The 23,994-nt window shown below is 56.3% G+C and carries 24 protein-coding genes and 1 tRNA gene; 24 read left to right on the top strand and 1 reads right to left on the bottom strand.

All coding sequences use genetic code 11. The features are described from left to right. Positions 1–58: 58 nt before the first annotated feature. The 6 genes from murJ (at position 59) to WC184_03665 (ending at position 6,462) form a co-directional block, all read left to right on the top strand. On the top strand, positions 59–1,696 hold the full coding sequence (murJ, locus tag WC184_03690; GenBank protein MFA7476980.1) for a murein biosynthesis integral membrane protein MurJ: 1,638 nt from the start codon (positions 59–61) through the stop codon (positions 1,694–1,696). A 27-nt stretch (positions 1,697–1,723) separates the two neighbouring features. Beyond that, positions 1,724–3,253, top strand: a complete 1,530-nt coding sequence (gene metG / locus WC184_03685; protein MFA7476979.1) for a methionine--tRNA ligase — start codon at positions 1,724–1,726, stop codon at positions 3,251–3,253. A 12-nt stretch (positions 3,254–3,265) separates the two neighbouring features. Next, a complete protein-coding gene (locus WC184_03680; GenBank protein MFA7476978.1) occupies positions 3,266–4,024 on the top strand; it encodes a TatD family hydrolase in 759 nt (252 codons plus the stop codon). Between the two features lie 170 nt (positions 4,025–4,194). Beyond that, positions 4,195–4,893 carry a transglycosylase family protein gene (locus WC184_03675; protein ID MFA7476977.1) on the top strand — a complete coding sequence of 233 codons (699 nt, stop codon included), beginning with the start codon at positions 4,195–4,197 and terminating at the stop codon, positions 4,891–4,893. Between the two features lie 28 nt (positions 4,894–4,921). Then, a complete protein-coding gene (gene rsmA / locus WC184_03670) occupies positions 4,922–5,749 on the top strand; it encodes a 16S rRNA (adenine(1518)-N(6)/adenine(1519)-N(6))-dimethyltransferase RsmA (protein MFA7476976.1) in 828 nt (275 codons plus the stop codon). Then, positions 5,746–6,462 carry a 4-(cytidine 5'-diphospho)-2-C-methyl-D-erythritol kinase gene (locus WC184_03665; protein MFA7476975.1) on the top strand — a complete coding sequence of 239 codons (717 nt, stop codon included), beginning with the start codon at positions 5,746–5,748 and terminating at the stop codon, positions 6,460–6,462. The genes rsmA and WC184_03665 overlap by 4 nt, the downstream gene beginning before the upstream one ends. A gap of 34 nt (positions 6,463–6,496) precedes the next feature. On the opposite strand, the gene WC184_03660 is transcribed toward WC184_03665, so the two are convergent. Beyond that, entirely contained in the window at positions 6,497–6,598 is a 102-nt protein-coding gene (locus WC184_03660; GenBank protein ID MFA7476974.1) for an AURKAIP1/COX24 domain-containing protein, read from the bottom strand. A gap of 65 nt (positions 6,599–6,663) precedes the next feature. Between WC184_03660 and WC184_03655 the strand changes: the two genes are divergently transcribed. The 18 genes from WC184_03655 to WC184_03570 all read left to right on the top strand — a co-directional run bounded on the left by WC184_03655 (position 6,664) and on the right by WC184_03570 (position 23,984). Then, positions 6,664–6,736, top strand: a tRNA-Gln gene (locus tag WC184_03655). Between the two features lie 53 nt (positions 6,737–6,789). Further along, the gene (gene glmU / locus WC184_03650) at positions 6,790–7,878 is read left to right on the top strand and encodes a bifunctional UDP-N-acetylglucosamine diphosphorylase/glucosamine-1-phosphate N-acetyltransferase GlmU (protein MFA7476973.1); all 1,089 of its coding nucleotides are present in this window, start codon (positions 6,790–6,792) and stop codon (positions 7,876–7,878) included. 55 nt (positions 7,879–7,933) lie between these two features. Beyond that, a complete protein-coding gene (locus WC184_03645) occupies positions 7,934–8,914 on the top strand; it encodes a ribose-phosphate diphosphokinase (GenBank protein MFA7476972.1) in 981 nt (326 codons plus the stop codon). A gap of 122 nt (positions 8,915–9,036) precedes the next feature. Next, on the top strand, positions 9,037–9,666 hold the full coding sequence (locus WC184_03640; GenBank protein ID MFA7476971.1) for a 50S ribosomal protein L25: 630 nt from the start codon (positions 9,037–9,039) through the stop codon (positions 9,664–9,666). 11 nt (positions 9,667–9,677) lie between these two features. After that, the gene (gene pth / locus WC184_03635) at positions 9,678–10,310 is read left to right on the top strand and encodes an aminoacyl-tRNA hydrolase (GenBank protein MFA7476970.1); all 633 of its coding nucleotides are present in this window, start codon (positions 9,678–9,680) and stop codon (positions 10,308–10,310) included. A gap of 13 nt (positions 10,311–10,323) precedes the next feature. Then, complete coding sequence (mfd, locus tag WC184_03630; protein MFA7476969.1) at positions 10,324–13,770, top strand: transcription-repair coupling factor; 3,447 nt, start codon at positions 10,324–10,326, stop codon at positions 13,768–13,770. A 54-nt stretch (positions 13,771–13,824) separates the two neighbouring features. Next, positions 13,825–14,859 (top strand): peptidylprolyl isomerase, encoded by a 1,035-nt coding sequence (locus WC184_03625; GenBank protein ID MFA7476968.1) that lies wholly within the window; start codon positions 13,825–13,827, stop codon positions 14,857–14,859. A 21-nt stretch (positions 14,860–14,880) separates the two neighbouring features. Further along, entirely contained in the window at positions 14,881–16,293 is a 1,413-nt protein-coding gene (locus tag WC184_03620) for a MazG nucleotide pyrophosphohydrolase domain-containing protein (protein ID MFA7476967.1), read from the top strand. 53 nt (positions 16,294–16,346) lie between these two features. Next, entirely contained in the window at positions 16,347–17,642 is a 1,296-nt protein-coding gene (eno, locus tag WC184_03615) for a phosphopyruvate hydratase (protein ID MFA7476966.1), read from the top strand. Further along, complete coding sequence (locus WC184_03610; protein MFA7476965.1) at positions 17,635–17,997, top strand: septum formation initiator family protein; 363 nt, start codon at positions 17,635–17,637, stop codon at positions 17,995–17,997. The genes eno and WC184_03610 overlap by 8 nt, the downstream gene beginning before the upstream one ends. Positions 17,998–18,014: 17 nt before the next feature. Further along, positions 18,015–18,968 (top strand): MoxR family ATPase, encoded by a 954-nt coding sequence (locus tag WC184_03605; protein MFA7476964.1) that lies wholly within the window; start codon positions 18,015–18,017, stop codon positions 18,966–18,968. Beyond that, on the top strand, positions 18,940–20,184 hold the full coding sequence (locus WC184_03600; protein MFA7476963.1) for a VWA domain-containing protein: 1,245 nt from the start codon (positions 18,940–18,942) through the stop codon (positions 20,182–20,184). The genes WC184_03605 and WC184_03600 overlap by 29 nt, the downstream gene beginning before the upstream one ends. After that, positions 20,181–20,495, top strand: coding sequence for an XdhC family protein (locus tag WC184_03595; protein ID MFA7476962.1), 315 nt, complete (start codon positions 20,181–20,183; stop codon positions 20,493–20,495). Before WC184_03600 ends, WC184_03595 begins: the two co-directional genes overlap by 4 nt. Positions 20,496–20,501: 6 nt before the next feature. Continuing rightward, positions 20,502–21,284 carry an XdhC/CoxI family protein gene (locus WC184_03590; GenBank protein MFA7476961.1) on the top strand — a complete coding sequence of 261 codons (783 nt, stop codon included), beginning with the start codon at positions 20,502–20,504 and terminating at the stop codon, positions 21,282–21,284. Then, positions 21,284–21,889: a nucleotidyltransferase family protein gene (locus WC184_03585; protein MFA7476960.1), complete on the top strand. Its 606-nt coding sequence runs from the start codon at positions 21,284–21,286 to the stop codon at positions 21,887–21,889. Before WC184_03590 ends, WC184_03585 begins: the two co-directional genes overlap by 1 nt. After that, the gene (locus tag WC184_03580; GenBank protein MFA7476959.1) at positions 21,880–22,557 is read left to right on the top strand and encodes an SRPBCC family protein; all 678 of its coding nucleotides are present in this window, start codon (positions 21,880–21,882) and stop codon (positions 22,555–22,557) included. The genes WC184_03585 and WC184_03580 overlap by 10 nt, the downstream gene beginning before the upstream one ends. A 13-nt stretch (positions 22,558–22,570) precedes the next feature. After that, positions 22,571–23,086, top strand: coding sequence for a DUF501 domain-containing protein (locus WC184_03575; protein ID MFA7476958.1), 516 nt, complete (start codon positions 22,571–22,573; stop codon positions 23,084–23,086). Then, positions 23,079–23,984: an exopolyphosphatase gene (locus tag WC184_03570; protein ID MFA7476957.1), complete on the top strand. Its 906-nt coding sequence runs from the start codon at positions 23,079–23,081 to the stop codon at positions 23,982–23,984. Before WC184_03575 ends, WC184_03570 begins: the two co-directional genes overlap by 8 nt. Positions 23,985–23,994 lie beyond the last annotated feature (10 nt).

The raw sequence follows: 23,994 nt of genomic DNA, 5'->3' as shown, positions 1-23,994 counted from the left end.
CGCGCGCTTGGTGCTTCGTCTTTTCGTAGCTGGCTTTGTTGCGCCAAAGTGGTAGGCCATGGCCGAGGCCGCTAATCCCACCGCATCGGGTGGCACAACAGAATCTGGGCCCAGCCGATCAGCTTTGGTGCGTTCTAGCGCCGTAGTGGCGGTAGGCACGTCGCTCTCGCGCATTACTGGTTTGTTGCGAGTCGTGGCGCTTCTTTATGCCTTAGGACAAACCCGGCTTACTGACGCCTTCACCATCGCCAACACTCTGCCTAATCTCACCTACGAACTGCTGCTTGGCGGAATTCTTTCGGCCACTTTGGTGCCGGTTTTCACCGAGCGCACCGAAGAAGAAGACGGTGGCACTTCGGCCGTGATCTCGGTGACAGCGGCTGCTTTGGTGGTGGTGACGGCTATCGGAATTATTGCCGCGCCGTGGGTCATAAATATTTTTGCTGGTTTCATTTCGAACCCTGAACCAGGCGAAGTAGAGGCCTATCGCCAGGTGGGTACCACCTTGTTGCGCTTCCTCATGCCACAGGTGCTGTTCTACGGACTTATAACCGTAATTACGGCATTGTTGCACTCTCGACGCTCTTTCGCGGCCCCCGCCTATGCCCCGGTTTTCAACAACCTGGTTGTTTCAGGATTGTTGTTCGCTTTGCCCACCGTTGTGGGCCACAGCATGAAGGGTGAAGGTGCCTTATTCGAGGCCGTGACCAACGGCCGCGTAACACTAATTCTGGGTGCTGGGGCCACCGTCGGGGTAGCAGCAATGGCGCTATCGCTGTTGCCCTCGCTGGCCCGCCAGAGCGTGCCCATTCGACTCAACCTTGATTGGCGGCACCCGGCAGTAACAACCGTGCTTCGCCTTTCGGGCTGGACGGTGGGCTATGTTGCTGCCAACCAAGTTGCCCTATACATCGTGTTGGGCTTGGCTACTGCCCAAATCGGGGGTGATGTAACCGCCTACAACGTGGCTTTCACGTTCTTTCAGCTTCCCCATGGGCTGTTCGCAGTTTCGATAATGACCACCTTTATGCCCGAGCTTACGATCGCAGCCCAACGCCAAGACGCCGAAGCGTTCCGCGAGCGTTTCAACCTGGGCTTGCGGTTGATGGCCCTGGTAATTTTGCCAGCCTCGGCTGGTTACACCGCCTTAGCACCTCAGATTGTGGCACTATTGCCCTTGGGTGACACCTCAGCGGCCACCACCGCCAAGGTGCTGGCTGCGTTTTCGGTTGGTCTCATCGGGTTTTCCGTTTACCTCTATGGTTTGCGTGCCTTTTATGCGCGTAAAGACACCAAACGTCCTTTCTACCTAAACCTGGTTGAAAATGGCCTGAACGTGGTACTGGCGATTCCTTTGGTGGCTTTGGCCGGGGTTGCGGGGCTGGCAGGTGCCTATTCGTTGGCTTATCTAATTGGTGGTTCGCTCACTCTTTGGACGCTAAGTCGCCGGGTGGGTGGATTGAACCTTGGTGAAGACGCCTGGCCCTTGTTGAAGATGCTGGCCGCGGCGGTTGCTTGTGGGGTTGCGGCCTGGCTGAGCGCTGAGATGATTGGTGGCACGGTGCTGCGGCAGGTCGTGGTGGCGGTGCCAGTTGGTGGTGCTGTTTATGCCATTGGTTTGCTGTTGCTAGGGGTAGAAGAAGTTGACAGCGCGCGCCAAATCGTCCTCGGTCGTTTCCGCTCTCGTCGAATGTGAGGGCGCGTCCGGCGTAGGCTAGAAGGCGTGTCAGATCGTTTCTTTGTTACTACGCCGATTTATTACGTTAACGATGCCCCTCACATCGGTCATGCTTACACCACCACCATTGCCGATTCGTTGGCGCGTTGGAACCGTCTTTTAGGCAAAGAGGTCTTTTTCTTAACCGGTACCGATGAGCACGGCCTAAAGGTGCAGCGCTCCGCCGAAGAAGCTGGTGTCACACCGCAGGAACAAGCTGACCACAACTCAGCTCGTTTTCGTGAGGTTTGGGATTCGCTAGGTATCAGCTATGACGATTTCATTCGGACCAGCGAGCCACGCCACCATAAGGCCGTCCAGGCGCTAATGCAGGCCGCCTACGACAATGGCTACATCGAAAAAGGTTTGTACGAAGGCCTTTATTGTGTGGCTTGTGAGGCCTACTACGACGATGACGACCTAGTCGATGGCAATTGCCCCATCCACAACCGGCCCGTCGAATTCTTTAGCGAGGAGAACTATTTCTTCAAGCTCTCGGCCTTCCAAGAACGCTTAGAAGAATGGCTCACCTCGTCTCAAAACGCTGTGATTCCCGATGGGAAACGAGCCGAAGCCTTGGGCTTGGTGCGACAAGGGCTGCGCGACGTTTCGGTAACACGTACTTCTATTGATTGGGGCATTCCGGTGCCTTGGGCTTCAGGCCACGTGTTCTATGTGTGGTATGACGCGCTTATCAACTATGCCACCGCCGTTGGTTACGGCGACGACGACGAGAAATTTGCGAAATGGTGGCCGCACACACTCCACCTCTTGGCCAAAGATATCTTGCGATTCCACTGTGTTTATTGGCCCGCCATGTTGATGGCGGCTGGGATTGAACCACTCCCACACTTTGCGGTTCACGGTTTCTTGCTTTTGGGTGGCGAGAAGCTTTCCAAAACTGTGCATGGACCGGCACGTTTAACCGACATAGCTCCTTCTCGTTTGGTGGAAGAGTTCGGTGTTGACGGTTTTCGCTATCACCTCTTACGCGATACGCCTTTTGGACCTGACGGAGATTTCTCTCATGAACGCATGGTGGCCCGATACAACGCCGATCTGGCCAACAACCTAGGAAACCTGTTGTCCAGGGTCACCAAAGTGGTGCAAACCAAATGCCAAGGTGTGGGCCCAGCCCCCGACCCGGCAAGTCCTTTAGCCGCAGTGGTGGCCGCGGCTTACGTTGACGCTGAACGTGCTTGGGCGAACGTTGCGCCGTCGGTAGCGCTAGAAGCAACGTGGCGCATTGTGCACGAAACCAATGCCTACCTAGAAGCCAACGAACCTTGGAAAGCCGAACCCGGACCCGAGGTGGAAGCCGTATTGGGTAATGCGCTCGAAGCGCTTCGGGTAGTGGCCATCATGGCAACTCCGGCAATTCCAACAACTTCGGCTGCTATTTGGCAACGCATTGGCTTAACCGGCACGCCCGAGATGCAAACACTGCCAGCAGCAGCAACCTGGGGTCAGTATCCCGGAGGTCTTACATTACAAACCGGTGACGGTCTCTTCCCCCGTATCAAACCAAACGAGTAGCAGCGAATAGCTATGCGCTGGATTGACAACCATTGCCACCTAGACGTTGAGACGGCCGATCAGGCCATCGCCGAGGCCCGAGCCGTTGGTGTAGAAACTTTGATCAACGTGGGCACCGATGTCACCAACACACGTCTCGCTATCACTGTCGCCGAGCGCTTCGATTCGGTTTGGGCTACCGCTGGGGTGCACCCCCACGACGCTGATGGAGGCATTGATGGTCTTGCCGAGCTGACACAACACGAGCGAGTGGTGGCGGTAGGCGAGTGCGGACTCGACTTTCACTACAACTATTCCGAGCGCACTGCACAAAAAAAAGTATTTGCCGCCCAGATTCAGTTGGCGCACGAAAGTGGCCTTACGCTGGTCGTACACACCCGGGAAGCGTGGGATGACACCTTCGACATTCTGGTTGGTGAAGGTGTGCCGCCACGTACCATCATGCACTGTTTCACCGGCGGCGTTGCCGAGGCAGAACGATCGCTGGCACTCGGGGCCTATCTTTCTTTCAGCGGGATTGTGTCGTTCAAGAATGCCCATGATGTTAGAGAGGCGGCAGCGCTATGCCCGGCTGACCGCTACCTGGTGGAAACCGACGCACCTTATCTGGCGCCAGTGCCGCACCGAGGTAAACCGAACAAACCAATGCTGTTACCAGCGGTGGGTGAGGCCTTGGCGCAAGCCCGTGGAACCACCGCTTCGGTCGTCGCAAAAGAGACGTATGCTAACACCTTGGCGGCCTACAGGTTGGATGATCTGAAAGTCACATGAGGTTGCAATTTGGTTACGGCCGTATCTAAGGTTGCACCGTTTACTTTCGCAAGCTCGTTAGCTTGTTGTGACGTATCCGCCTAGGTAAGGGTTCTCTACTGAATCAATCTACCCAGACCTCCGGGTCTGTATCGGTTAGCGCCGATCGCAAAACTCGCCACGGTTTCTTTGTGACAAAGCACGAAGGGGCGTCAAAACGTAGTGCTAAGCAAATAGCGCTGACCATGGTGGGTACCGTGCTCGTAGCTCCGATGTTGTGGTTCAACATCAGCTCAGGTGGCAATCAGGCACAAGCCGAGTCGAATTCTTACCGCCAAGTTGGCACCGCCACCGCAGCGCTAAGTGCTGAATTGCCGGGCCGTGCCATTGGTACTTTGTCAAGCGATGAGGTGGCACCGCCACTGTTGCTCTCCACGTTGTCTAACGGCGAAGAGCTGCGTTCTTTGGCTATCGAAGCGCGAATCGAGGCTGAGCGGCAACAAGCCGAGCTAGAAGCGGCCCAGGCTGCAGCGGCCGCCACCACCACGACGACGGTGCCGCCTCCGCCTCCGACTACAACCACTACAGCGCCGCCACCGCCGCCACCAGCGCCTAACCCTGCTGGTCCTAGCGCAGCGCAGTGGGCCGCGCTCAGAAACTGTGAGTCAGGTGGCAACTACGGTGCAATTAACCCCTCAGGTCTTTACACGGGGGCCTACCAATTTCACCAAGCCACTTGGGACGAAGTTGCTCGTTCCGCTGGCCGTGGAGATTTGGTCGGCGTGCGACCGGATCAAGCCGACCCAGCTAGCCAAGACCATCTAGCCCAAGTGCTCTACGGGCAGCGCGGCTCGTCACCATGGCCGGTGTGCGGTCGCCATCTTCGCTAGCGAACCTCATTAGCTCGGTTTCGAAGCGGTGACCTTGTCACGCAGCGATGTTAAGAACTTGTTGGCACAACATGGCCTAAGCCCCAGTCGGGCTTTGGGTCAAAACTTTGTGGTCGACCCCAATACCGTTCGCCGTATTGCCAAGCTGGCTGGCGTGTCGAGCGGTGACCATGTACTTGAAATTGGCGCTGGTTTGGGTTCCCTCACCCTGGCACTAATTGAGACGGGTGCCACCGTAAAAGCGGTTGAACTCGATCGGTACCTCTTACCTGTTCTGCGAGACCAGGTGGAACCGTTGGGCGTGGTGGTCGTTGAGGGCGACGCCATGGAGCTTGACTGGCCCGAGGTGCTAGCCGACAGTGATGAGTGGACTTTGGTGGCAAATCTGCCCTACAACGTCTCTACCCCCTTGGTGTTGACCCTGTTAGACAACGTGCCGCAGATCAAACGCATGTTGGTGATGGTGCAACTTGAGTCGGGTGAGCGCTTGGTGGCAGAAAAAGGTAGCAAGGCCTATGGCATCCCTTCGGTGAAGGTGGCGTATTGGGCTTCGGCCAAATTGGTAGGCAAGGTGCCGCCCAGTGTGTTTGTGCCCCGCCCTAAAGTCGATTCAGCCCTGGTAGAGATTGTTCGACGAGAACAGCCTGCCACCACGGCTGATCCCGAACGCCTCTTTGCGTTGGTTCGCGCCGGTTTTGCCCACCGCCGAAAAATGCTGCGAGGAGCGCTGGGCGACCTGGTGAAGCTCGAAGATTTTGAGAAGGCTGAGGTTTCGCCCCAAGCCCGCGCCGAAGAGCTGAGCGTTGAAGATTGGGGCCGATTAGCCGGGCTGATTAGCCGAGACCAGAACGAATGACTGACTTCGTGCCCCAGAAACTTTCAGCGTGGGCCAAACTCACCGTTTCTTTGCATATCACCGGGATTCGCAACGATGGTTACCATTTCATCGAAGCGGAAATGGTAACCATCGACCTGCACGACCAGCTGTTGGTGGGCCCTGGTGACACTCTGGTGGTTCACGAAACGACCGGGCTGTCTGTCTCTAGTGACGACGACAACCTTGTGCGGCGGGCCCTAGCTCTGGTGGGGCGTCAAGCACACGTTGAATTGTACAAATCTATTCCCGCGGGCGCAGGATTAGGCGGCGGGTCGGCCGACGCCGCAGCCATTCTTCGCTGGGCCGAGTTTAGGGATTTGGAGGCGGCTGCCACCCTAGGTGCCGACGTGCCGTTTTGTATGGTTGGTGGTCGTGCACAGGTAAGCGGGGTGGGCGAGACAATTAAGCCCTTACCGTTTGAAGAGCGTGTCTACACTCTGCTGATACCACCCTTTGGCTGTTCCACCCCAGCCGTTTACGCCGCCTGGGATGCCCTTGGGGGCCCTACCGGTGCCACTAATGACCTTGAGGCTGCGGCACTGCATGTAGAGCCGCGCTTGGCGCATTGGCGTAACCAGCTTCGAGACGCGACAGGTAAAACTCCGGTCTTGGCGGGTAGCGGTTCGACGTGGTTCGTCGAAGGGGCTTACCCCGGAGACGGACGCGTTGTGGTACGTACGGTGCAGCCCTAGCTAGGCCGGGGCCCCACCGCACGTAGCCGGTTGATTATTTGCCTTTAGCTCGACGCTGGAAGCGGGTGCGCTTCAACATCTTGCGGTGCTTCTTCTTACGCATGCGCTTGCGGCGCTTCTTAATAAGCGATCCCATGAGGGAAGAAACGGTAGTGCCAGATGGTGCCAATGGGAAATCGTGGGCTATTCTCTTTCTTCCGGTCGCGGGTAGTTCAACTGGCAGAACGCCTGACTTTGGATCAGGAGGTTGGAGGTTCGAGCCCTCCCCCGCGAGCGACCTAGCAACCCGAAGTGCAGGGTATTAATACCTAAGGGCCAGGTTTTCCCATGTCGCAGAGGCATTTATCAGCTGTCATTCTGGCTGCCGGTGAAGGTTCCCGAATGAAGTCGGACCGCCCCAAACCGCTGCACATGCTTTGTGGCAAACCCATGTTGTCGTATGTGGTTGAAGCGTTGGAACAAGCTTCACCTACAAAAATTGTGGTGGTGGTTGGCCATGGTGCCGAACAGGTGACCGCCAAGTTAGCCACCACGACCGCCGCCAGTCCGCTCAACTTCGTGCTGCAGGAGTCTCAAAATGGTACTGGTGATGCCGTAAATGTGGGTCTAAGTGCTTTTGCCAACGATTTAGGCGACGATCAGGCAGATCTCTTGGTTCTTCCGGGAGATACCCCATTGCTGCGTGCTGAAACGATGGCGGAATTGGTGCACGCACATCGCTCGAGTGGAGCGGCCGCCACGGTGCTTACCGCGGTCATGGACGACCCCACTGGCTATGGGCGGATGGTAAGGGGACGCGACCAAAGCATTCTTCGTATTGTGGAAGAGCGCGATGCCACCAATGACGAACGCCAAATAAATGAAATCAACACCGGTATTTTCTGCTTTCAGCGTGCGTTGTTAGCACCGGCTTTGCGGCGGCTTACGCCCGACAACGCCCAAGGTGAGTATTACCTAACTGATGTGGTTGAGGTGTTGGCCGAAGCGGGTTATCAGGTGGGTTCTTATGCCGCCCCGGAAGCCTATGAAACCCAAGGGGTGAATGACCGCCTCCAGTTGGCTCAAGCTGAAGCGGCCCTGCGTCGACGCACCAACGAGTTTTGGCTGCGCCAAGGGGTAACCATGGTTGACCCAGCTACCACCTATCTCGATACCACCGTGCGGCTAAGTAGCGACGTCACTTTGTTTCCAGGTGTGTTGCTACAAGGCGACACGGTGGTAGGGCCCAACACCCAAATAGGTGCCAACTCACACTTGATCGATTGTGAGATCGACCGTGACGTGACCCTCGATCAAACCGTTGGCAACGGCGCGGTTGTTGAAGCTGGCGCTGTGGTAGGCCCGTTTGCCTATTTAGGCCCCGGTTCGCGTGTGGCTTTCGGCCAGCACACCGGCGCGTTCTACACTTCCCCCTAGGCAATGCAAGCAATGGTCGTTGAACATGATGCGACCACTAAGGAACTGATCGCACATGGAACTGGTCACTAAGAAGAAGCTGGCGCTTATCGCTGGCCGATCGAACGTGGCATTGGCGGAAGAAGTGGCTGGGCAGCTTGGTGTTCCGCTGCTAGATGCGAACTTGGCTGCTTTTGCTAATGGTGAGTTGCACTGCCGTTTGGATGCCTCGGTTCGTGGTGCCGATGTGTTCATCATGCAAAGCCACGTTTCAACTTCCGAGGCGTCGGTTAATGATTCGATTATGGAACAGCTGATTGTGGTTGACGCTGCCAAGCGGGCCTCGGCCAAACGGATCACGGCGGTTATGCCTTTTTTTGGTTACGCCCGCCAAGACCGCAAATCAGAAGGTCGCGAACCCATCACGGCTCGGTTGATCGCTGATCTGTTTCTTGCGGCTGGGGCCCAACGGCTGATGTCAGTGGATTTGCACTCGGGGCAAATCCAGGGATTTTTCTCAGGCCCTGTAGACCATCTAACGGCTATGCCGGTGTTGGTTGACTACATGCGTCACTTAGGGGACGACTTGGTGATCGTGTCGCCAGATGCTGGCCGAGTGAAGGTAGCCGAGCGATATTCGAATCAGTTGCACGCCGATTTGGCGACCATCCACAAACGTCGTCTTAAAGGTGTAAAAAACCAGGTTGAGGCGCTTGATGTGATGGGCGATGTGGATGGCCGCACCTGTGTCTTGATCGATGACATGATCGATACTGCGGGCACAATTGTGGCGGCCGCCGAACAGCTAAAAGCCCGTGGCGCGGCGCGCATTATGGCCGCCACGACCCACGGTGTACTTTCCCCACCCGCTATTGAACGGCTCAATGCCTCTTGCATCGAACGGGTGGTGATTACCAATACCTTGCCCTTGCCCCCCGAAAAAAGAAGCCCTAAAATTGAGGTCTTGTCGATCGCAAGTGTGATCGCCGATACCATTGACGCAGTCTTCGAAGACGCCTCAGTAAGCGAGATCTTCGGCGGACAAAACCAAACCTAGTTTTAAGCGACCATTTCGCTCATTTGGTGCTTTTTCACCGTTCCGGCGTAAGATGGTCGACTGCTTAGTGCCGATCGGCACCAGTATTTCTTCTCAACCTGTCGCCAGGAGCATTACCCACTATGGACGTTACTCTTTCGGCCGCTGTCGGTCGCACCACCGGGTCTCGGTCGTCACGCCGACTTCGCCGCGAAGGCAAAGTGCCGGGTGTGCTTTATGGCTTGGGCAAAGACGACGTATCGGTAGCGGTTGAATACCGTGCCCTGCGTCAAGCTCTAACCACCGATGCCGGTTTAAACGCTCTTATCACCATGTCGGTTGATGGCAACAACGAACTGTGCATCGTGCGTGATCTACAGCGTCACCCAGTTCGCAACGAAGTCATCCACGTCGATTTCGTACGGGTCGATGCACACGCCGAAATTCAGATCGATGTGCCAGTGGTGCTCGAAGGTGAACCTCGTAAAGTCCTATCTGAACAAGGTGTGGTCGACCAGGTTCTCTATCATTTGGCGGTATATGCCAAGGCTGACGCCATTCCCAACGAGCTTGTCGTTGATATTTCCGAACTGGAAATTGGCGAAACTATTATCGTGGCTGATGTGAGCTTGCCGGTTGGTGCTCGTACTGAAGTTGATCCTGAAGAAGTTGTGGTAACAGCTTCTATAACTCGGGCCGAAGTTGAAGTGACCGAGGATGAGGAAACTGACGAAGAGGCACCAGCTGAGGAAGCCGCTAGCGACGAGGAATAAGCTCGTTCTCCGTGGGCGCACTTGGTGCTGCCTTTGGTGCTAGCCAGAGGCGCGGTACCCCAATCGACCTCTTAGTGGTCGGTCTTGGCAACCCCGGATCACAATTTGTCGGCACCCGCCATAACGTGGGTGCCGAAGTAGCACAAGTTTTTGCCGAACGTCATGGCGGACGTTTGAAGCTAGGACGAGAACTGGCTCTAGTGGACGAGCTACGAATCGGTTCCAAACGGGTGGCTGTTGCCTGTCCTCAAACTTATATGAACAAATCGGGCGATTCAGTGGGCCGTTTGGTACGCCGTTACGGGGTTAGCCAAGCTGAAGCGCTTGTGGTGGTGCATGATGAGCTTGATCTGCCGGTTGGCCAGTTCAAGTTGAAGTTGGGCGGTGGGTTGGCTGGCAATAACGGTTTGCGGTCGATCAAGGAGCATCTGAAAACCGATCAATTCGCGAGAATTCGAATTGGGATCGGAAGGCCACCATCAGCCCAAAGCGGTGCCGACTATGTTTTGCGGGCGCCGTCCAAAGCAGAACGTGAAGAGCTGAACATCGTGGTGGAAGAAGCCGCTGACGCTATTGAGATGATGTTGGAGCAAGGTTTCGCTCCAACCATGAATCGTTATAACACTCGCAAAAAGCGCACTTGAACCGAAGTAACCCATGGCGTTAGAACCACTCTTACCTCTACTGCGAGATGAACCGGCGCTGCTTGGAGTGCTGGGCCGTGCCAATGCTTTCTTGGCGATGTCCGAACCGGCACGAGCCTTCACCGTGGCTGGTCTGGCCACTGTTTCTAGCCGAGCCCCAATTGTAGTTTGTGTGCCAAGTAGTGGTGACGCCGACCGGCTAAGTGCCGACTTGTCAACCTTCTTGGGCCCTAGCGAGGTGGCGGTTTTCCCGGCTTGGGAAACACTGCCATTTGAACGGGTTAGCCCGAGTGTGGAAACCATGGGCCAACGCATGTCGGTGCTGTGGCACCTACAAGACCCCGAACGTGCCCCCAAAGTGGTGGTGGCCTCGGTGCGGGCATTGGTGCAGCGGTTAGGTCCGGGGGCTATTGAAGCTGAGCCAGTGATTGTTGGGGTGGGTGATGAAGTTGACCCCCACGAACTGGTGGCTCGGTTGGTGGCCAATGGTTACCGACGTGAATACCAAGTTGAGCACCGCGGGGAAGTGGCGCTGCGGGGTTCGATTGTTGACGTGTTCCCCTCTACCAGCCACGTGCCAGTGCGAATTGACCTCTGGGGCGACGAGGTTGATCGCCTAACCGAATTTTCGGTAGCCGATCAGCGTTCAACGGTCGATATTTCCGAGGTCACAATCTTTCCAGCCCGTGAGCTACTAGCTACCCCCGAAGTTCAGGCGCGTGCCGAAGCCTTAGTGGCGAAAGAGCCTTGGGGTCGTGAGCAATGGGAGCGCCTCGCCAATGGCCTCACCTTTGATGGCATGGAATCTTGGTTGCCTTGGCTAAGTGGCGAAGACGACGAAACCGTATTGCTCGACTTGTTGGACCAATCGGCCCAGGTTTTGTTGTTTGAACCGCAACGTATGCGCGATCGTGCTCGTGATATAGCCGCTGAAGAGGCCGACCTAGCAGCTACTTTGGCTCGAACCTGGGGCGCTATTGGTGAAGAGGAAGACGCTACCGACCGTTTCCCTTCCCTCCATGTGCCTTTTGATCGTCTGTTGGCCTTAACCGAAACCCCGGTTTGGACCATCACCAACACGCCACACGCCCCCGATGTCCCCACAGTTTCAGCCACGGGTTGGAACCCGGTGGTTGGCGATGGCGGGGCCCTAATTGCCCAACTTCAAAAGTTGTTAGGAGAAGGCTATTCAGTAATTGCGGCCGCCGATGGTATCGGTTCAGCCGAACGTCTGGATCATCTGTTACAAGACCATGGCGTGGGGCTAAATAGCACCGATCCAAATAGCCCAAAGCTGTTGCAGCCTGGGGGCCATTTGGTCATCGCCCCGCTCGAACGCGGCTTTATTCTGCCCGAGCTGAAACTGGCAGTATTGGCGGAACGCGACCTTACAGGTCGCCGCCGTACCCACCGCGCTGCGCGCCCCCGAGCCCGCGCCACGGCCGGATTTTTTGAAGATCTCAAACCCGGTGATTACGTGGTGCATTTCCAACATGGGGTCGGTAAATACACTGGCATGGTGAAACGCTCGATTGGTGGGGTAGAGCGTGACTATCTGCTGCTTCAATATCGCGGCGACGACAAGCTTTATATTCCTTCTGACCAAATTGACACCATTCGTCAATACACTGGTGGTGAGAACCCTTCCCTTAGCCGACTGGGTGGTAGCGATTGGCAAAAAGCCAAGGCCAAAGTCCGTTCCGTCGCCCAAGAAATTGCCCAAGAGCTGGTGGTGCTCTACCAAACACGGGTCAATACTTCAGGACATACCTTTGCGGCCGACACACCCTGGCAGCGTGAACTAGAAGACGCGTTTCCTTACCAAGAAACGGTTGATCAGCTGCAGGCCATCAACGAAGTAAAAGCCGACATGGAAGCCGACCATCCTATGGACCGACTGGTCTGTGGTGATGTGGGTTTCGGTAAAACGGAAGTGGCGCTGCGAGCGGTGTTCAAAGCTGTGCAAGACGGCAAACAAGCATCCGTTTTGGTGCCAACCACGCTGTTAGCACAGCAACACTTTCAGACCTTTAGTGACCGCTTCGCCGGTTTCCCGATCCGAGTGGAAGTGTTAAGCCGATTTCTAACCAACGCCCAAGCGAAGCGAGTAACAGCCGGATTGGCGAGTGGCGAAGTGGATGTGGTGATTGGTACGCACCGCCTGCTAGCCGAAAACCTGAGCTTCAAGAATCTTGGTCTTTTGGTGGTGGATGAAGAGCAGCGTTTCGGAGTTTCACACAAAGAACGCATTAAACAACTACAAGTGGGTGTCGACGTACTCACCCTGACCGCCACACCCATTCCCCGCACCCTTGAGATGAGCCTCACCGGCATTCGTGATTTAACGGTTATTAACACCCCTCCGGCCGAGCGACAGCCGATTCTGACCTATGTCGGTGAATACGACGATCGTGCGGTGGCCGAAGCTATTCGCCGAGAGTTGTTGCGCGAAGGCCAAGTGTTCTTTGTGCACAACCGAGTTCGCGACATTGATCAAGTGGCTGAAGGGCTGCGTGAATTAGTACCCGAAGCACGGGTGGCGGTGGCCCACGGTCAAATGGACGAGGGCACCCTGGAACAAGTTGTTATCGACTTTTGGGAAGGCGAATTCGATGTTCTGGTGTGCACCACCATTATCGAATCGGGTATCGATATTCCCACCGTAAACACCTTGGTGGTCGACCGTGCCGACATGTTGGGCCTGGGGCAGCTACACCAGTTGCGAGGCCGGGTAGGTCGGGCCGGGCAACGTGCCTACGCCTATCTCTTCACCCCCAAAGACCGCGAGCTAACCGAAGAAGCCTACGAACGGCTTAAGACCATTGGCGAGGCGACCGAGTTAGGTTCGGGCTTCAAAATTGCCATGCGTGACCTCGAAATTCGGGGTGCTGGCAACCTGTTGGGCACCGGACAATCGGGCCATATAGCGGCCGTTGGTTACGACCTTTATTGCCAAATGGTGACTGAAGCGGTGGCCGAGCTTAAAGGCGAAACCATTCCCGAACCGGCTGAAATCAAGATCGATGTTCCGCTGGCGGCTTCACTGCCCGGCGATTACGTGTCGAAAGAAGAACTTCGACTTGAGGCATATCGCCGTTTGGCGGTGGTTACTAGCCGCGACGAGGTGGAAGACATCCGCTCAGAGTGGGTGGATCGTTACGGGCCGATTCCTCCACCAGCTGAAAACCTCTTGGCGGTAGCTTTACTTCGTGCCGAATGCGGAAGGGTCGGGATCAAAGAACTTACTGTTGGTAAAGGCACTGGTTTCGGTGGGCCCAAGCACATGGTGCGAATGAGCCCATTGCATTTGGGAGTGAGCCAGCAGATGAAGTTCAACCGGCTCTTCCCCGGATCTATTTACAAAGAAGAGATTTCTCAGGTTCAAGTTGGGGTAAAAGGCGGCGTTGACCTGGTGGAAGCAATAATTCTGTTTCTACAGACCATCGTGCCAGAGGAATAACGTATCTAGGGTGACTGGAGCGCGGGGCCCAATCGGCTCTAGCCTGTACCCTCCGTGACACGATTTCGATATTTCTTGGCTTTAGTCCTGGCCCCGCTGTTGGTGCTCTCGGCCTGCTCGAGCGGTGGTTCTTCTTCAGCCGCGGCCACCATCAACGGTAAAGAAATTTCTGACAGCGACTTCCGCTCCATGCTGGAAATGTTCGTTGAACACCCAAACTACGCCGAGGCCCTTATTGGCCAGCCAGCCTCAACCTCTGGGTCTGAGGCCAAGGTAGATAGTGCCTTCGCCGCTGAAGTTTTGGGGCTCGTCATCTTGTTCGAGCTAATTGATCAAGAGGCCGCCAACCGTTCACTAGTGGTGGCAGAAACTGATTTAGCCAACGTAACTGAAAGCTTTCCGGCTGAAGTGATGGCCATTTTGGATGAGATTCCGACGAAAGACTCCCAGCAGTTCATTCGTTGGAACGCCCAACTGCAGCTGATTCGTGACCATGTGACCGCCGAGCTTGGCGGCACCGATGAACCCATCAGCGACGATGCGATCAAAGCGTTTTACGATGAGAACCAAGAGCTCTTCAACGACCAGGTTTGCGCCCACCATATTTTGGTCGATACCGAAGATGAGGCGCTGACCCTGATCGACCAACTGGAAGCCGATGGCGATATTGAGGAACTAGCCCGCGACTTTTCCACCGATCCGAGTGCCGCCCAAAACGGCGGGGATTTGGGTTGCAGCTCGCCTAGTCGATACGTGCCAGAATTTGCGGACGCCATCAGCACCGGTGAGGTTGGTGCGGTGCTTGGTCCTGTGCAGACCGATTTCGGTTATCACGTGATTCGGGTGGATTCCCGTGGGGTGTCGCTTGAAGATGCTACCGAGGACATTCGGGCCAATCTAGAGTCACAGCGCGAGGCCGGGCCCCAGGCTGCTTTTGCCGAGGCCATCCAAAACCTGGTTGACGCCTCCACCATCACCGTGAACGCCAAGTACGGTCGTTGGGATGCCTCATTTGGGGGCGTGGTACCACCTGAAGGTCCATCCGTCACACCCACCAGCACCAGTCAAGATTTACTACCTCTCGGCTAGGCCTAACGCCACCGTGTTGTCATGACGCCGCAAGTGGTGGTGATCGGCCTTGGTCCAAGTGACTCTCGGCTTGTAACCACAGGTACCATGGAGCGGTTGGCAACCGCCAAAAACTTGTTTGTGCGAACCTTGCGCCACCCGGCAGCCAGTGTGCTTAACGGGCTCGATTTTGTCTCGTTTGATTCGATCTACGAGACGGCCCATACCATCGAGCAAGTCTACGAGATCATTGTGGAAAGCTTGGTAGCCGAGGCCTTATCGAATGGTGAAATCTGCTATGTGGTACCGGGTTCGCCGGTGGTTGCCGAACACACCGTCGAGCTATTGGTGGCCGATCCAAGAGTTTCGGTGGAACTGGTACCAGCGCTTTCCTTTATCGATTTAGCGTGGGTGCGCTTGGGCGTCGATCCAATCGCCCAAGGTGCCCAAGTAATTGACGGACAAAGTTTTGACGAATTTCTCGTCACATCAGGTGGGCCATTTTTAGTTTCCCAATGTGACACCAAAGCAGTCTTGAGTGACATCAAGCTCTGCGTGGATGAACCACCGACAGAACCGGTGGTGGTGTTGTATCACTTAGGTTTAGATGACGAAGCGGTATTCGAGGTGGCTTGGACCGAGCTCGATCGGAGCTTCGAACCTGACCATTTAACATCGCTTTGGATACCAAGCTTGCCACCACCAAGCCTGTGGTCGGTGGCTGAGTTCACCGAAGTGGTGGCCATGCTCCGAGACGAATGCGTTTGGGACCGTGAGCAAACGCACGCTTCGCTAACCCCGTATTTGCTTGAAGAGGTTTACGAGGTCTTAGAAGTTCTGGATAACGTGCCGATGGCCGATGCCCGGGCCGACCAATTCGATGATTTCTACAGCCAGCTGGAAGAGGAGCTGGGCGACCTTTTGTATCAAATCGTTTTTCATACCCAAATTGCCAGCGAAGAAGGTTATTTCAACCTCGGTGATGTGGCTAGTGGCATCAGCCGAAAGCTAAAGCGCCGCAACCCACAAATCTTTGGTGAAAACATCGAGCTATTTGGTGATAACACCGCCGCATTCACTGAAGTCACTGCCGCGGGACGAGGTGAGGTTGGTGAAGCGAATGCGATGTCAGAATCCGACACCGTGGAAGCCCAAGAGGCCCGCTGGGAGTTGCTTAAGCAGCAAGAAAAACAACGTGCAAGTGTCTTTGACGGAGTAGTGGCAAATCTTCCGGCCCTGGTCTTGGCTACCCAGATAGAGACCAAGGCCGCTCGGGCTGGTCTAGCACCCCAAGAATTAACCGATTCTACCTTGGCGTCGCGGCTGATGGCGTTGGTCGTGGAAGCCGGCCAAGCGGGTATCGATGCTGAGGCCGCGTTGCGTCAATTCGTCCGCCAGCGTGAGAGCCGGTATCGACAAGCAGAAGCTGACCGCGAGAGGCGTTCCGATACCTAGGCGTGCCACACTAGGTCTTACTATCCATTCAACCCAAAGAGGTACACAACAACATGAGCGCGATCGATCTGGTGGTTGGCCGAGAAGTGCTTGATTCTCGTGGGAATCCCACGGTTGAGGTGGAAGTAATTCTTGAGTCGGGGGCCCACGGCCATGCCATGGTACCTTCGGGGGCTTCTACCGGGGCGTTCGAAGCGGTGGAGCTGCGAGACGGTGGTGATCGTTACGGCGGCAAAGGAGTGTTGCGCGCCGTAGATGCCATCAACGATGAGGTTTACGCCGCTCTGATCGAGGTTGATCCTCTGGACCAGCGCGCCGTTGATGCCGCTTTGATCGATCTTGACGGCACCGAAAACAAGAGTCGTATTGGCGCCAACGCCACCTTAGGAGTTTCGCTCGCGGTGGCCCATGCGGCCGCGGCTGAGGTGGGTGTTCCCCTCTATCGCTACATTGGCGGGACCAATGCTCATGTTTTACCGGTCCCGATGATGAATGTTTTAAACGGGGGAGAGCACGCCGACAACAACGTTGACGTGCAAGAGTTCATGATCATGCCGGTGGGGGCAGCCTCATTTTCCGAGGCGCTGCGTTGGGGTGTTGAGACGTATCACACCTTGAAGCGGGTTCTTACCGACCGTGGGTTGTCAACCGCCGTTGGCGATGAGGGTGGTTTCGCCCCCAACCTCGCCACCAATGAAGCAGCAGTTCAGCTTCTGGTAGAGGCCATTGAAGCTGCGGGCTTCACCCCCGGTACCGACATCGCCATCGCTCTCGATCCAGCTTCCACCGAATTTTATCGTGACGGTGAATATCATCTTGAAGGCGAAGGCCGTACCTTAAGCGCGCAAGCCATGGTTGAGTTTTGGGCTGATTGGGCGGAACGGTACCCGATCGTCTCGATTGAAGATGGCCTGGCGGAAGAAGACTGGGAAGGCTGGGCCCTACTAACCCAGGCTTTGGGCGAAAAAATTCAGCTGGTGGGTGATGACCTGTTTGTAACCAATAGTCGTCGCTTGGCCCGCGGTATTGAGGCTTCGGTTGGTAACTCAATTTTGGTGAAGGTCAACCAAATTGGCACCCTGACCGAAACGCTCGACGCTGTGGCGCTAGCAACCAGGCATTCCTACAGTTCGGTCATGTCGCACCGTTCCGGCGAAACGGAAGATGCCACCATTGCCGATTTAGCTGTGGCCACCAACTGTGGCCAGATCAAGACCGGGGCCCCTGCTCGCAGCGACCGCGTAGCCAAATACAATCAGCTGCTTCGGATAGAAGAAGATCTGGGTAACAGCGCCCGATTCTGGGGTTCCGCAGCACTCACACCGCGTCATATTCCACGTCATGGCTAACAACCCCGACCAAAAAGGTTCGCGTCGGGTCCTGTGGGTCGCTTTGGTGCTAGTGGGTGTGATTGCTGCCTTCTTCCTCTCCACCTTCCCCACCCGGACCTGGCTCGATCAGCGTCGCGATATTTCCTCGGCACGCCAGCAACGTACCGAGCTTGGCGAAGAGCTGGCCGAGTTGAATGCCAGGGTTAAGGCACTGGGAGACCCCGCCGAGATCGAACGAATCGCACGCGAGCAGTACGGCTTCGTACGGCCAGGTGAAGAGGCTTATCGGGTCTTGCCCGAACCTCTGCCACCAATGTCTATTCCCTCGGGGTGGCCTTTCACCGATCAGCCCCTAGAACAGACCGCGAAATAGCCTACCCTTGTAGGTGTATGACACAAGTCACCGACTCGTTACCAGTCGATTTCACCGCCGTCACTTCGCCACAAGAAGTTCAACGGGCGCTCGCCCAACATGACTATCTGGCTGATGAAGGCCTAACCACCCTGGTGTATCTGTCACTCCGGCTGCATCGACCATTGTTGCTAGAGGGTGACGCCGGCGTGGGTAAAACTGAAGTTGCTAAAACGCTGGCTCGCTGGAGCGGCAGCGAATTAATCCGGCTGCAATGCTATGAAGGTATCGATTTAGCCCAGGCGGCGTACGAGTGGGACCACGCCCGTCAGCTGGTTCACCTTCGCACGGCCGAAGCTGCGGGGGTAGCCACTTCGGTTGGTGTGGAAGAGCTTGAGAGCCAGCTCTACCACGAACGGTTCTTAATTCGACGACCCTTGTTGCGAGCCTTAGAGAGCGTCGGCCAGGTGCCTCCGGTGCTTTTAATCGATGAGCTTGACCGCGCCGATGACGAGTTTGAAGCATTTCTATTAGAGTTTTTATCCGAATTCACGGTCACCATTCCCGAACTCGGCCCGATTGGGGCGAAGGTGCCACCGGTGGTGGTTATAACGTCGAACCGCACCCGAGATTTGCATGATGCCTTGAAACGACGGTGCTTGTATCACTGGGTTTCCCATCCCAGTTTTGAACAAGAAGTCCAAATTGTGCAGCTGCGAGCGCCCGAGGTGAGTGAGGCCCTAGCTCGCCAGGTGGCTGCCATGGCCGAAGCGGTTCGAGGCCTGGGATTGTATAAACCACCCGGCGTGGCGGAAACCATCGACTGGGCTCAAGCACTACATCTTTTGGGTGAGACGTCGTTAAGCATGGAGCGTGCCAACGCCACGTTGGGAACCGCCATCAAATACCGTGAAGACCAAGAACGAGTTCGTGCTAGTGGCGGTATGGCAGCCTTGGTGGCCGATGCCATTGCTCGAGCGCAGGCACGCTAGAGGCGATTGCGCGGCTATGGGAGCGGGCTTTCACCATGCACAACGTGATGCCGCCTACGCCAATGTCTCTAATTGCGAGGCCAAGGTAAATGATGGCCTAGATGGCCAAGCTGTGGTTAGCGAGGCGATTTCATTTGTTGAATCATTGCGTGGCGCTGGCTTGTCGGTCCCGGTGTCGGCCAGTTTGTCGTTCCTGGCGGCCGTGGCAACTCTAGGTTCGGCCAAGCTAAATAATCTGTATTGGGCGGGCTCGGCGACCCTAGTGACCAAACCTGAAGACCTCGAGCTTTACAACCAGGTGTTCAAGAACTTTTGGCTGCACCGTTTGCCCACGGGATTACCTTTAACTGTACAAACAACACCGTTACCGGTGCTTAGCGATGATTCCGAATCCGTGCCACCTGCTTCCGATGAAGAGTTACGGCCTATTAACAATCCAGTGGTCACATTGCGCTATTCGGCGCAGGAGGTACTTGCCAACAAAGACTTCGCGGCCTGTAGTGCCGAAGAATTGGCCGAAGCACACCGTTTGATGACCCAAATCCGTTTCAGTGCTGCCACTCGACCGGCACGGCGTTTCCACCCCGACCTAGGTGGTCGCGGCCGCCTAGATTTGGAACACACGCTTCGAAAGGCACTGCGACAGGGCGGCGAAACGGTTTCGCTAGTGGGCCAAAGAAGTGGAGTTCGGCCCCGCCGGCTGGTCTTGTTAATCGATATCAGCGGTTCGATGGAGCCGTATGCTCGGTCCTTGCTTCGCTTCGTGCATGCGGCCGTCGTTGGTAGAACCAAAGTTGAAGCGTTCACCATGGCCACCCAGCTAACCAGGGTCACTCGCCAGCTTTCTTCCCGTGACCCCGACGAGGCTTTGGCTTTGGCCGCCGCCGAGGTTGAAGATTGGTCGGGCGGTACTCGCTTGGGTGAGATGCTCTTACACTTTAATAACCAATGGGGGGTGAGAGGTATGGCTCGCGGAGCAATCGTAACAATCTTGTCCGACGGTTGGGACCGTGGTGACCCCGAACTGTTGGCCGAACAAATGGCGCGTTTGGCGCGGGTTGCCCACCGAATTGTTTGGGTGAACCCGCTAAAAGCCTCACCGGGATACGAACCACTAGCTCGAGGCATGGCGGCTGCTTTACCGTTTGTTGACACCTTCATCGAAGGTCATTCCTTAAACGCCCTCGAATCGCTAGCCAAGGAGATAGCCGCATGAAGGACATTCTGGATGACATTGAGCGATGGCAAGGCGAGGGTCTGCGGGTGGCTTTGGCGAGAGTGGTTGACGTTGAAGGTTCAGGGCCCCGTTTGCCAGGTGCCGCCATGGCGGTTGCCGAAGATGGCACCGTGGCCGGCTCGGTTTCTGGTGGCTGCGTGGAAGGTGCCGTGGTGAGTGAAGCTTTGGCGGTGCTTGGCGGTGCGCCTCCACATATGGTGACCTATGGCTATAGCGATGCCGATGCCATGGAAGTTGGTCTCACCTGTGGTGGAACCGTGCATCTTTTTATTGAAGAGCTGGACTGGTAGCAGTCGGTGTCGCTGTTTCGTCGAATGGCCCAAAAAATTCGGGATGAAGAACCCGTAGCTTTGGCGACGGTCATTAGCGGGGGCGATGTGGGTGCCAAAATGTTGGTGTCGCCCGACGCCGCGGTTCTGGGCACGCTTGGCCACGAGCGCTTGGACGCGGTGGTGGCTCGAGACGCGAAAGCCGAGTTGGCGGCGGGACGTTCGGGGGTTCGTCATTACGGATTAGCAGGCGAGGTCGCTAGAGACGAAGTTGAAGTGTTCATTGAAGCGTTCGGCCCACCTCCCCAAATCTGGCTTTTTGGTGCCGTTGACTTCACGGCGGCCATTGGTCGGGTTGCTAAAACCTTGGGATATCGGGTGGTGGTCTGCGATGCCCGGTCGGTTTTCGCCACTGCGCAGCGTTTCCCCATGGCTGATGAAATCGTCGTCGATTGGCCGCATCGCTTAATCGAGGAACGCGGTGCATTGTTGGGGCTTCGCGATGCTATTTGCGTGTTAACCCACGACGCTAAGTTCGACGTTCCTGCCATTATGGCGGCGCTTCGAACCGACGTTGGTTATATAGGCGCTCTTGGTTCTAGACGCACCGATATTGATCGGCGTGAACGGTTGCGTAACGCCGGGGCAACTGAAGCTCAGCTTGAGCGGGTTCAAGGCCCTATTGGTCTCGACATTGGGGCCGCCACGCCCGAAGAAACCGGTGTTGCCACGATGGCGGAAATTATTTTGTTGCGCTCAGGACGTACTGGTCGTCCGCTCACTGAAACTGAAGGTTCGGTGCATCGCTAATGTCGAGGCAAACCCAACACTCCAGTGGTTTCAGAAGCCCAGCCTCTTCGTCAGTGTTGGCCGTGATTTTGGCCGCCGGCGCTGGCAGCCGTTTCCAAGGTGAGAACCATAAACTCTTGGCAAGCTTTCGCGGGCACACCGTCATTGGCGAGGCGGTAGCTAACGCTCTGGCAGCAGGTTTTGCCGAGGTGGTGGTGGTGACTGGGGCGGTTGAACTGGGAAAAGTGCTACCGCCAGCGGTGACATTGGTTCACAATCCGGCATGGCAACAAGGTCAGGCCACATCGTTGCAAACCGCTATTGCCTATGCTGAGAGCAAAGGCTATGAGGCGGTGGTGGTTGGGCTGGGTGACCAGCCTTTTATCCAGCCCGAAACCTGGAAAGACCTGGCCTCTGCCCTAGGCCCCATTGCAGTTGCTACCTATGATGGATTGCGTCGTAATCCGGTGAAACTTCATCGGGAGGTTTGGGGGCTGCTGCCCCGGGAAGGTGACGCTGGTGCCAGGGTGTTGATTAAAGCCCGGCCAGATTTGGTAGTTGAGGTGCCCGCTTTCGGAGCGCCGGTCGATATTGACACCGTGGAGGATCTTGCGGAATGGACTTAAAGAACGAATTTGAGGTTGCGGTACCGATTGCTAAGGCGTGGGAGGTGCTCACCGATTTGGAGCGCATCGCGCCGTGCATGCCCGGGGCCCAGCTACAAGAAGTGGAAGGCGAAGAATACCGAGGTTTGGTGAAGGTCAAGGTGGGGCCAATCACCGCTCAGTACAAAGGTAAGGCCACCTTTGTTGAAAAAGACGATGATAACTATCGAGCCGAGCTAAAAGCCGACGGTCGCGATACCCGAGGTCAGGGCAATGCTAATGCCACCATTGTGGCCGCTTTGGCTTCCACGGAAACCGGTACCAAGGTAACGGTCGATACTGACTTGGCGGTGACAGGCAAAGTGGCCCAAATGGGTCGGGGGGTGATGGCTGATGTGAGTGCCAAGTTGCTCGACCAGTTCGTGGAGAACCTTGAAGCCATGCTGGAAGCTGACGAAGCCCCTCTCGAAACTTCTGATGAAACCGCCAGTGACAATGTTGATGCCGATACCGAGAGCGACGAAGCTGCCGTTACAAGCGGTGTCAAGGTAATAAACCAGCCCGAACCCGAACCGGTGGATTTACTTGAAACCGCTGGCGCTCCAGTTGCCAAACGCGTGGTGCCCGCCGTGGTGGGTGTTTTGGTACTGCTGCTCATCTGGCGGTGGTTGCGGAACCGCAACAACTAGGTGGCACTAACAAGTGGATAGCCAAAACGATGATCGCGAGGTGGTGGCCGAACTGCTCGGTCGAGAACCGCAAGGCCGATTCGAAGTAGTGGTGCGCGACGAAGCCGGGGTTCCCCGGGTGATTCGAAACGCGCCACTGCTCAACGATGGCACCCCGATGCCTACGCGTTATTGGCTGGTTAGTCCCAGAGATCGGGTCTTGGTAGGCCGCTTAGAATCAACCGGTGGTGTGCGCCAAGCCGAGGCGGTAGTCGACGCCGATACCTTGGTCCAGGCCCACCAGGCCTATGCCCGAGAACGAGACAGTGCCATTCCGCCACACCATAACGGACCGAAACCATACGGTGGGGTGGGTGGTACCCGCCAGGGCGTGAAGTGCCTACACGCCCATTACGCCTGGTATCTGGCTGGGGGAGACGACCCGGTAGGTCGGTGGGTCGCAGAACAATTAGCCGCTGAAACCGAGCCTGGTGAACAGGTAGCAGCGCCGGTCGCGGCGGACCATGGCAGTGAGGAGACCAATGTCTGAACCGGTGGCCGCTATTGATTGCGGAACAAATACTGTCCGATTATTAATCAGCCAAGACGGTCGAGACCTGGTGCGTCGAGCTGTTGTGACGGGCATCGGGGTGGGGGTAGCCGCCAGCAAGCGGTTCAACGATGATGCCGTAACACGAACCCTAGAGGTACTGCGTGAATACAAAGAGCTGCTAGATCAACACCAGGTTGAAAAGCTGCGGGTAGTGGCCACCCAAGCCGCCCGTGAAGCTAAGAATCGGCAGCAATTCTTTGACCAAATAGAGAACATTCTCGGCCAAGCTCCCGAGCTCCTTTCGGGCGAGGAAGAAGGTGAGCTGACCTTTATTGGGGCCACTGCCGATTTCGATCGAACCCGAGGGCCTTTTTGTGTGATCGACCTCGGCGGCGGTTCAACCGAGTTTGCCATCGGTACTGACAAGCTGGAAGCGGTTATGTCAACCGAAATGGGCTCGGTACGCTTCACCGAGGCGTACATCGAACACGACCCACCCTGGGCTACCGAGCTGTACAACTGCATTTCACTGGTAGAAGCGCACACCTCAGATGTGCTGCGTGAAATGCCCCAAATCCTCGATGCGGCCACCTTCATTGGTGTGGCCGGTACCATCACCACCATGGCCTCTGTAGAGCTGGGTTCGTCGGTGGATGACCGTGAGATCACCCACCACCTGGAACTAACTCGTGAGGCCGCTGAGGATGTTTATCGAAACCTGGTGGTGGAACCCTTAGCTGACCGAATCCACAATCCGGGTCTTCCAGTTGAGCGTGCTGAGGTCATCGTGGCTGGTGCCACAATCTTGGTGGCCATTATGCGCAACTTATCGATGAGCTCGATTGTGGTTTCAGAACATGATCTTCTCGACGGCTTGATCGCTTCTTTGGCGTAATGTTGGTGCC

It is taken from the genome of Acidimicrobiia bacterium (assembly GCA_041676705.1).
Taxonomy (GTDB): domain Bacteria; phylum Actinomycetota; class Acidimicrobiia; order Acidimicrobiales; family SKKL01; genus Actinomarinicola.
The sequence above is the reverse complement of the archived record's forward strand: the minus strand, read 5'-3'. Positions and strand labels throughout refer to the sequence as shown.